Raw genomic sequence first — 8,959 nt, 5'->3', positions numbered from 1 at the left:
AATCGGAGGGGGTGAACGGGGCGGGCGCGGGGGACGAGGGCGTCGGCCGCCCCGTCCCCGACCCGTACCAGTCCCGCCCCGTACCGCGCCCGTCCCGACGCGTCCCCGTCCCGCGCTCCCGCCCCGTGCCCTTACGCGGGCCGCTGGAGCACCAACATGCTGCGGTCCCGCAGTTCGAGGCGCTGGCCCGCGCCGGCCTTGACGCCCGTGCCCGGCGGGAGGCCGTCCGTGCGGGAGGTGTCCACGACGACCTGCCACTCCTTGCCGTGGTTGACGGGGATGACGAATTCCAGGTCCTGCGGCGAGGCGTTGAACATGAGAAGGAAGGAGTCGTCCTGGATGCGCTCCCCGCGCGGGCCCGGTTCCGAGATCGCGTTGCCGTTGAGGAAGACGGTCATCGCGCTCGCCGTCGCGCCGTCCCAGTCGCCGCGCGTCATCTCGCCGCCCTCCGGCGTGAACCACGCGATGTCGGACAGCTCGTCGTGGGTGCCCTCGACGGGACGCCCGTGGAAGAAGCGGCGGCGCCGGAAGACCGGGTGGTCGCGGCGCAGCCACACCATCGCGCGCGTGAACGCCGCGAGCGCCGTCGCCTCCTCGTCGCCCGCCTCGCCGGAGCCGGAGCCCTCGCCGGAGCCCTCGCCCGAACCCTCGCCCGAGCCCTCGGCCCGCGGCCACCTCACCCAGGCCAGCTCGTTGTCCTGGCAGTAGGCGTTGTTGTTGCCGCCCTGCGTGCGCCCGAACTCGTCGCCGTGGCTCAGCATCGGCACACCCTGCGAGAGCATGAGCGTCGCGAGGAAGTTCCGCGTCTGCCGGGCCCGCAGCTCGTTGACCCCGGGGTCCTCGCTCTCGCCCTCGGCACCGCAGTTCCAGGAGCGGTTGAAGCTTTCGCCGTCCCGGTTCTCCTCACCATTGGCCTCGTTGTGCTTCTCGTTGTACGAGACCAGGTCGCGCAGCGTGAAACCGTCGTGGCACGTCACGAAGTTGATCGAGGCGAGCGGTCGCCGCCCGTCGTCCTGGTAGAGGTCCGAGGAGCCGGTCAGCCGCCCGGCGAACTCCGCCAGCGTGCGCTGCTCGCCGCGCCACAGGTCGCGCACCGTGTCGCGGTACTTGCCGTTCCACTCCGTCCACATCGGCGGGAAGTTCCCCACCTGGTAGCCGCCCTCGCCGACGTCCCACGGCTCCGCGATGAGCTTGACCTGGCTCACGACCGGGTCCTGCTGCACGAGGTCGAAGAAGGACGAGAGCCGGTCCACCTCGTGGAACTGCCGCGCGAGCGTCGCCGCGAGGTCGAAGCGGAAGCCGTCCACGTGCATGTCCGTGACCCAGTACCGCAGCGAGTCCATGATCATCTGGAGGACGTGCGGGGAACGCATGAGCAGCGAGTTCCCGGTGCCCGTCGTGTCCATGTAGTACTTCGGGTCCTCGGTGAGCCGGTAGTACGAGGCGTTGTCGAGGCCCCGGAAGGAGAGCGTGGGGCCCAGGTGGTTGCCCTCGGCGGTGTGGTTGTAGACGACGTCGAGGATCACCTCGATGCCCGCCTCGTGCAGCGCCCGCACCGCCGACTTGAACTCCAGGACCTGCTGGCCCCGGTCGCCCCAGGAGGCGTACGTGTTGTGCGGGGCGAAGAAACCGATCGTGTTGTAGCCCCAGTAGTTCGCGAGCCCCGCGTCCGCGAGCCGGTGGTCGTTGACGAACTGGTGCACCGGCATGAGTTCGAGCGCCGTCACGCCCAGCTCGGTCAGGTGCCCGATGATCGCGGGGTGCGCGAGCGCCGCGTACGTGCCGCGCAGCTCGTCGGGCAGGTCGGGGTGGCGCATCGTCAGGCCTTTGACGTGCGCCTCGTACAGCACCGTGCGGTGGTAGTCCGTGCGCGGGGGCCGGTCGTCGCCCCAGTCGAAGTACGGGTTCACGACGACGGAGGCCATCGTGTACGGGGCCGAGTCCAGGTCGTTGCGCTTGTCGGGCGCGCCGAAATGGTACCCGTACACCGCCTCGCTCCAGTCGACGGCCCCGCTGATCGCCTTCGCGTACGGGTCGAGCAGAAGCTTCGCCGCGTTGCACCGCTGCCCGCGCGCGGGCTCGTACGGGCCGTGCACGCGGAAGCCGTACCGCTGGCCCGGCATCACGCCGGGCAGATAGGCGTGCCGCACGAAGGCGTCGGACTCGCGCAGTTCCACCGCGCTCTCCGAGCCGTCGTCGTGCAGCAGGCACAGCTCGATACGGTCGGCGGCCTCCGAGAAGACCGCGAAGTTCGTCCCGGCGCCGTCGTACGTGGCGCCGAGCGGATATGCCTCACCTGGCCAGAGCTGCATGAACTCGACTCTTCCGTTTCCGGCCCGGGGGAAGGGCCACCATGGGCCCGAGTCTCCCGGAAGAGGGGCCGCTCCCGTAGGACTTCTGTCCCGCGAGGGCCGCGACCACACCGACGTACGAACGGGTACGGGCCCCCGGCGGAGGCCCCCGGGCCGTCCAGCAGCCGAAAAGGCGTCAAGACCTTCGTCAAGAATTCAGCCGCACGAGCGAATGTGGCGCGATCGGTACGGCCCCGAACACGCCACACCGCCGGGCCCCCGCCCGCTGTACACCGCCGGACAGGTGATCCCCACGAGCCCTCCCCGCCCCGCTCACCCCGCCTCCGCCCCTCGCCCACGCCGCCCCCGCACCCCGGCCCGGCGCCGTTTCGCCGCTGGCGCCGGGGGAAGAGGAGCCATGGCCTCCGGCTGCGTCCCGGGCCCCGGCCGGAGTAGTCTTCCTTGATCGTTGAACAGGGGCGACAGGCGTCGCGGAAGCGGGACGAAGGGGCGGTGCGCGGGTGTCGGGAGGGCTGGAGCTGCCACCTGGCGAAGGCGGCGGCGCGGAGGGCTCCGCGGAGGACCGCCCGCCCGCACCCGTCCCGCTCACGGGCACCGTCGACGTCTCCCCGCAGATCGGGCCCGAGCTGGACTGGGGCCCCAAGGAGTGGGACGAGGTTCGCACCCGCGCCCAGCGCGCCGGCCGCGTCTACGTGTGGCTCAATCTGGTCGAACAACGGCTGCGCGCCGTCGTCGCCGCCGTGCTGCGCCCCGTGTACGTACCGGTCCACGGCAAGGACTGGGTGACGGCCGCCGCCGGGCCCGCCGGGCAGGAATGGGTGCAGCGCGCCATCGCGGTGCGCGAGGTCAGCCGCCGCAAGGGCTACCTCCTCGACCCCGCCGACGACAACGTCCTCAGCTTTCTGACGCTGCCCCAGCTCCGCGAGCTGATGGTCAGCCACTGGCCCTGCTTCGAGCCGTACTTCGACGACCGCAGGGACGTCGAGCTGGCACTGGACGAGCTGGAGGTCGCGCGCAACGTCGTCTCGCGCAACCGCGCCCTCAACCCGAGCGTCCTCGCCCAGGCCGAACGCGCCTCGGCCCGGCTCCTCGACACGCTCTCGGCCGGCACCGGCGTCCCCGCCACGCGCCGCCTGCCCGTCGACGCCGTCGAGGACCTGGTCGGCGAGCGGTACGCGGACGTCGTCGCCGTCCACCCCGACCGCGTCCGCCTCCTGCGCCAGTTCCCCGCCGAGGACCTCTTCGCCGGGGCCCGCAGGCTCGACGCGATGGGCATCGGCCTCAACCTCCTCGTGCAGAACTTCTCCGGCCGCCGTCTCGTCCGCCTCGCCGAGGAGGGCTGCCGCGCCCGGCTCCTCTTCCTCAACCCCGCGAGCAGCGCCGTCAAACGCCGCGAACGCGAACTTGGCCTCAAACGAGGCGAGATGAGCCGCAGCGTCGAGATGAACATCCTCCACATGCGGCGCGTGCGCGCCCGCCTGCGCGACCCGGGCGCCTTCGAGATACAGGTCATCGACGAGACCCCGCGCTCCAACGCCTACCTCGTGGACGGCGACACGGCCGAGGGCGTCGCGGTCGTCCAGCCCTATCTGCGCCGGGCGCGCGGCATGGAGTCACCGGTCCTGGTGGTACGCGGCGGCGGGCGCCTCGTGCGCGGCGCGGCCGGGGGCGAGAGCGGGCTCTTCGACACGTACCGCGAGGAGTTCGAATCGGCGTGGGCCGACGCCCGCCCGGTGTCCTGAACGCTCCCGACTCCGGCCGCAGTTCCCTGCGCCGGTGCCACGAGGGCCCCTTGGAGAGGGGCGCCGGGGGTACGGAGGCACTGTCACAGGCGCGTGCGAGGGTGGTGATCACGCGGCGCCCGGACGGGGGGACACGTCGCCGAACACGCCGAGGGAGACACACATGACCTGGTACGAGGGCCCGCTGACCGGCTTCGACCTGGAGACCACGGGCACCGACGTCGAGCACGACCGCGTCGTCACCGCCGCCGTGATACGCCTCGACGCCTCGGGAGCCGTCGCGCAGACCCGGACGTGGCTCCTGGACCCCGGCATCGAGATCCCCGCCGAGGCCACCGCCATCCACGGCATCCCCACGGCCCGTGCCCGCGCCGAGGGCGCCCCGGCACGCGGCGCCGTCGCCGAGATCACCGAGGCGCTCGCCGCCGGACTGCGCGCGGGCACGCCCCTCGTGGTGATGAACGCGCGCTACGACCTCTCGCTCCTGGACCGCGAGTGCCGCCGCCACGGGGTGCCCGCGCTCGCCGAGCTGCTCGGCGGGGAACCGGCCCCGGTGGTGGACCCGCTCGTCCTCGACAAGCACGCCGACCGCTACCGCAGGGGCAGCCGTGTCCTGGCCGCCCTGTGCGAGCACTACGGCGTCCGCCTCGACAGCGCCCACGACGCCCGCTCGGACGCCCTCGCCGCGACCCTCCTCGCCCGCAGCCTCGGCGCCCGGCACCCCCGCCTCGGCGCGCTGCCCCCCACCGAGCTGCACCGCCTCCAGGTAGACGCGGCGGCCCGCCAGTCCGCGAGCCTCCAGGAGTACCTGCGCCGCACCCGCCCCGACGCGGTGGTGGAGGCCGCCTGGCCGGTCATCCCGCGCCAGCGGACGGCGGCTTGAGCGAAGGGACGGCACGGGGCCGCGCGCGGCGCGGCATCGGGGCGCGGCGTCGGCTCAGAAGGGGTACCAGCGCACCGTCGTGTCCCCGTCCCGCAGGGAGTTCACGCGCCGCCGGAACTCGGCGAGCGCGGCCGGGTTCGACGGGGCGTGCTGGGCCACCCACGCGCAGCTCGCCGTCTCGCGCGCCCCGCGCAGGGTGAGCCGGCCCTCCCACTCGCGTACGTCCCAGCCGTAGGCGCGGACGAAGTCCTCGTACGCCTCGGCGGGCAGCCCGTAGCGGTCGCGGGAGAGGTCCATCACGACGAGGTCGTGCTCGCGCAGGTCGAAGGAGAAGGTCTCCAGGTCGGAGAGGACGGGGCCGTCCGGCCCGGCGAGCACGTTGCGTGGGAGCGCGTCGCCGTGGACCGGCCCCGGTGGCAGGTGCGGGGTGAGCGCGGCGGCGGCCGGGGCGAAGCCGTCGCGGCGCTCGCGCAGGAACGCGGCGTCGGCGGGGTCGATCGCGTCGCCCGCGAGACGGAGCCAGCGCTCGACGCCGCCGAGCAGTTCGCGCCGGGGCAGGGCGAAGGAGGGGGCGGGCAGGGCGTGGACCCGGCGCAGGAGCGCCGCGAGATCGGCCGGCGTCGCAGGCCTGCTCGCCTCCGGCAGCCGCTCCCACAGCGTGACGGGGTGCCCCTCGACGAGGAGCGGTTCGGAGCGCGCGGCGCGCACGGCGGGGACGTCGCTCTCCTTGAGCCAGTCCGCGATGCGGAGCGCGAGCCGCGCCCGGTCGAGCAGTTCGGGCGCGCGCCCCACCTTGATCACGAGGTCCCCGGAGGCGAAGACCGCGTTCTCGCCGAGCACCATCAGCTCCGCGCCGCTGTCCAGCCCCGCCGCGTCCAGCACCTCGCGTGCCCGCGACTCGTCCATCGTCCGCCTCCCCTGCCCGGCCCCGGGGCCCGGCGTGCTGTGGTCACGGCCCCCTGCGGGGGAGCCGTCGCGCACAGTTTCCCACCCGCGCGGTCGGGACGCCCCGAGGGCCCGGTCCCGGCCCGGCTCAGACGCCCACCGACTCGTCCATCTCCTCCTCCCTCTCCTCGTGCTCCTGCGGCGTCTCCCCGCGCGCTGCCGGGGCCGCGTGGTGGTGCGGCGGCGCGGCGGCGGCGGTGCGGCGGCGCCGCTCGTACAGCCCCGCCAGCGTCGTCGCGAGCAGGCCGGCGACGAGCCACAGGGCCAGCCTGAGGACGTGGCGGCCGAGCTGCACGTGGTCGAAGTAGACGAGGCTGCGCAGGCCCTCCACGAGGCCCGCCCCGTTCCAGAAGGAGTGCAGCGCGCCGAAGAAGCCGTTGAGCAGTTCGGGCCGGTACAGCCCCCCGGACGTCGTGAAGTTGAGCATCACGAAGAGGACCATCATCGTGAGCGTCGTCCACCGCCTCAGGAACGTGTGCAGGCCCACGCCGAGGAAGAGGATGCCGGCCGAGTAGAGCCAGGCCATGGCCCACACCCCCCACAGGCCGTGCGACACGATGTGGAAGACGGGCCCCGCGAGCGCCGCGCCGATGAGGCTCACGGCGAAGGACGTCACGACGACGAAGGCCGCCCTGGTCCGCATCCGCAGCGCGGCCCCCGCGCCGCCGAGCACGGCGACGGACGCGTACGAGCCGATGCTCACGGCGACGAGGAGGAAGAAGATCCCCTGCCCGGTGGGGTCGTCGTGGGCGGGCGGGGCGAGATCGGTGACCTTGAGCGGCTCGTCCCGCGCCGTGGCGAGCGGCGTGAAGACCTTCTCGGCGACCGTGGCGCTCGTATCGGCGTTCGTGCTCGCGACGGGCAGTTCGGGTGCCTTCTCCGAAGGGACGAAGGCGGCCGAGAGCTGCCGCTCCATGAGCAGGTGGCGGGCCGCGTCGCGGTCGGGGACCGTGCGCACGTCGAGGGAGTCGCCCGCCGCCGCTGCCTTGTCGTGGATCGTCTGGGCGAGTGCCGCCGTGCTCGGCCCGGCGCCGACGACGGCGACCGGCATGTGGTGCGGCGAGGGGTTGGCGAAGGCGCCGAGATAGGCGAGGCCCGTGCCGACGCACATGAGCATCGGCGTCAGCAGGTGGACCAGGACATGACGGGCCGCTGCCAGATCGCGGGCCCTGCCGGGCGCCGGGGCTTCGGCTGAACTCATCGGGAGCACTCCTGTGGAACACGCCGCGCCGGGGACGGGCGACGGCGACAGGTGACGAGAGCAGTGGTTGGTAAATGCAACCATGCGTTTACGTTGTACTGTACAACCAGCCGGAGGAGGTCGTGCACGTGGCACAGGACAGGGACGTCGCGCTGGAGACCATCCAGCGCGAGATGACGGCCTTCGCGCGCCGGGCCCGGGGGATCGCGGCGCACATGCACCCGGAGCTGTCGCTCGTCTCCTTCACGCTGCTCAGCCACGTCGAGTACCAGCCGGGCTGCCGCGCGACCGACCTGGCCGCCCACTACCTTCTCGACAAGTCGACCATCAGCCGCCAGGTCTCCGTCCTCGAACGGGCCGGGCTCGTGGCGCGCGGTGCCGACCCCGTGGACGCGCGGGTGCACGTGCTCCACCTCACGGCCCACGGCGAGGAGGTGCTGGCGCAGGTGAACGAGGCGCGCCGCCGCGCCTTCCGGCGGCGCCTCGCCGACTGGGGCGCCGCCGACCTGGACCGCTTCGCCGGCTACCTCCTGCGGTACAACGCGGCAGCGGACGAGGCCGGTGAGGAGGCAGGCGAGTCGGGCGGCCTCGATCCTTCCGCTGGCTCCGGCGGGTCCGGTGGTCCCGGTGCGTCCGGCCGGTCCGGTGGTCCCGAGGGCCGCGCGGGCGAGGACGCGTCGCCGGGCGCGTAGCGATCCGGTGACCCGAGGCCGATGCCCGGGTCCGCCGGCCGTCCCCGGGGCCCCTTGGCGGTGGCGGCGGTTACGGTGCGGGGCATGACGAGTGCTTCGGTCGCCCTGCTGCGGGGCGTGAACGTGGGGGCGGCGCACAAGGTGCCGATGGCGCGGCTGCGCGAACTGGCCGCCGGGCTCGGGCACCGGGCCGTGCGGACGCATCTCAACAGCGGGAACGTCGTCTTCGTGCCCGGTGAGCCGCGCCCGGCCGGGGAACACGCCGCCGCTCTCTCCGCCGCGCTGGAGCGCGAGTTCGGCTTCGCGGTGCCGGTCCTCGTGCTCGAAGCGGAACGCCTGCGGGCGGTCCTCGCCGCGAACCCGTACCCGGAGGGCACCTTCACCGGCTCGCGGCTCCAGTTCGTCTTCCTCTCGGGCCCCGCCGACCCGGACCGCTTCGCCGATCTCGACCCCGGGGCCCACGCCCCGGACGACTACCGCCTCGGCGACCGCGTCCTGTACCTGCACACCCCCGACGGCATCAGCCGCTCCGCCCTCGCCGCCGAACTCCTGCGCCCCGCCCGGCTCCCCGGCCTCTTCACGACCACCCGCACCTGGAACACGGTGCGAAAACTCCTCGCCCTCGCGGAGCGGGCCGAGGAGGATACGGGGCCATGACCGTCGGCACACCCCGTGAACCCCGCACCGGCCACGACCCGCGCGAGGGCCACCGCTCCGGCGAAAACCCCGGCCTCGCCGAGGTCGTCGCCCGTGAGCTGCGGATGCTCCGGCCCGAGGTGCGCCGGGACCCGGCCGCGCTCCTGCGCGACCTCCACCCGGAGTTCCACGAGGTCGGCGCCTCGGGGCGGTTGTGGGACCGGGCCGCCGTCGCGGCCGAGCTCTCGCCCGCGACCCCGCCCGGAGCCACGCCCACCCGGGTCACTGCCATGACCGCGACCCGGCTCGCCCCCGGCCTCGTCCACCTGCGCTGGGACACCGACGACGGCCACCGCGCCGTGCGCCGCGCCTCGCTGTGGCGCCGCGAGCCCGGCTCGCGGGAGTGGCTGCTGTGGTTCCACCAGGGATCGCCGTACGCGCGGGGAGGGGTGGACGCGCCGCGAACGCCCGGCGCCCCCTGAGCCGACGCGCCCGGGCACGCCCGCGCACGCCCGCGCGCCGGGCCCGCGAGCGCCGTACGCGCGCCC

The 8,959-nt window shown here is 73.9% G+C and carries 7 protein-coding genes and 1 pseudogene; 5 read left to right on the top strand and 3 right to left on the bottom strand.

Annotated features, from left to right (window positions below; genetic code table 11):
- Window positions 1-131 precede the first annotated feature (131 nt).
- Window positions 132-2,312, bottom strand: coding sequence for a glycogen debranching protein GlgX (gene glgX, locus SSBG_RS04185; RefSeq protein WP_008744976.1), 2,181 nt, complete (start codon window positions 2,310-2,312; stop codon window positions 132-134).
- Window positions 2,313-2,812: 500 nt separating this feature from the next.
- Between glgX and SSBG_RS04180 the strand changes: the two genes are divergently transcribed.
- Together SSBG_RS04180 and SSBG_RS04175 are read left to right on the top strand one after the other, a co-directional pair.
- The gene (locus SSBG_RS04180) at window positions 2,813-4,054 is read left to right on the top strand and encodes an SAV2148 family HEPN domain-containing protein (RefSeq protein WP_008744974.1); all 1,242 of its coding nucleotides are present in this window, start codon (window positions 2,813-2,815) and stop codon (window positions 4,052-4,054) included.
- Between the two features lie 163 nt (window positions 4,055-4,217).
- The gene (locus tag SSBG_RS04175) at window positions 4,218-4,937 is read left to right on the top strand and encodes a 3'-5' exonuclease (protein ID WP_008744973.1); all 720 of its coding nucleotides are present in this window, start codon (window positions 4,218-4,220) and stop codon (window positions 4,935-4,937) included.
- Window positions 4,938-4,991: 54 nt separating this feature from the next.
- On the opposite strand, the gene SSBG_RS04170 is transcribed toward SSBG_RS04175, so the two are convergent.
- Together SSBG_RS04170 and SSBG_RS04165 are read right to left on the bottom strand one after the other, a co-directional pair.
- Window positions 4,992-5,843 (bottom strand): phosphotransferase enzyme family protein, encoded by an 852-nt coding sequence (locus SSBG_RS04170; protein ID WP_008744972.1) that lies wholly within the window; start codon window positions 5,841-5,843, stop codon window positions 4,992-4,994.
- A gap of 127 nt (window positions 5,844-5,970) precedes the next feature.
- Window positions 5,971-7,083: a membrane protein gene (locus SSBG_RS04165; protein ID WP_037868899.1), complete on the bottom strand. Its 1,113-nt coding sequence runs from the start codon at window positions 7,081-7,083 to the stop codon at window positions 5,971-5,973.
- 173 nt (window positions 7,084-7,256) lie between these two features.
- Between SSBG_RS04165 and SSBG_RS34215 the strand changes: the two are divergent.
- The 3 genes and pseudogenes from SSBG_RS34215 to SSBG_RS04150 form a co-directional block, all read left to right on the top strand.
- Window positions 7,257-7,646: pseudogene (locus SSBG_RS34215) on the top strand (MarR family winged helix-turn-helix transcriptional regulator); the annotation flags it as partial.
- A gap of 213 nt (window positions 7,647-7,859) precedes the next feature.
- Window positions 7,860-8,432, top strand: a complete 573-nt coding sequence (locus SSBG_RS04155) for a DUF1697 domain-containing protein (protein ID WP_008744969.1) — start codon at window positions 7,860-7,862, stop codon at window positions 8,430-8,432.
- Complete coding sequence (locus SSBG_RS04150; protein WP_008744968.1) at window positions 8,429-8,893, top strand: DUF4440 domain-containing protein; 465 nt, start codon at window positions 8,429-8,431, stop codon at window positions 8,891-8,893. Before SSBG_RS04155 ends, SSBG_RS04150 begins: the two co-directional genes overlap by 4 nt.
- Window positions 8,894-8,959: the final 66 nt, after the last annotated feature.

The sequence above is a fragment of the Streptomyces sp. SPB074 genome (genome assembly GCF_000154905.1).
Classification (GTDB): Bacteria; Actinomycetota; Actinomycetes; order Streptomycetales; family Streptomycetaceae; genus Streptomyces.
This window is presented reverse-complemented; position numbering and strand designations above follow the sequence as displayed.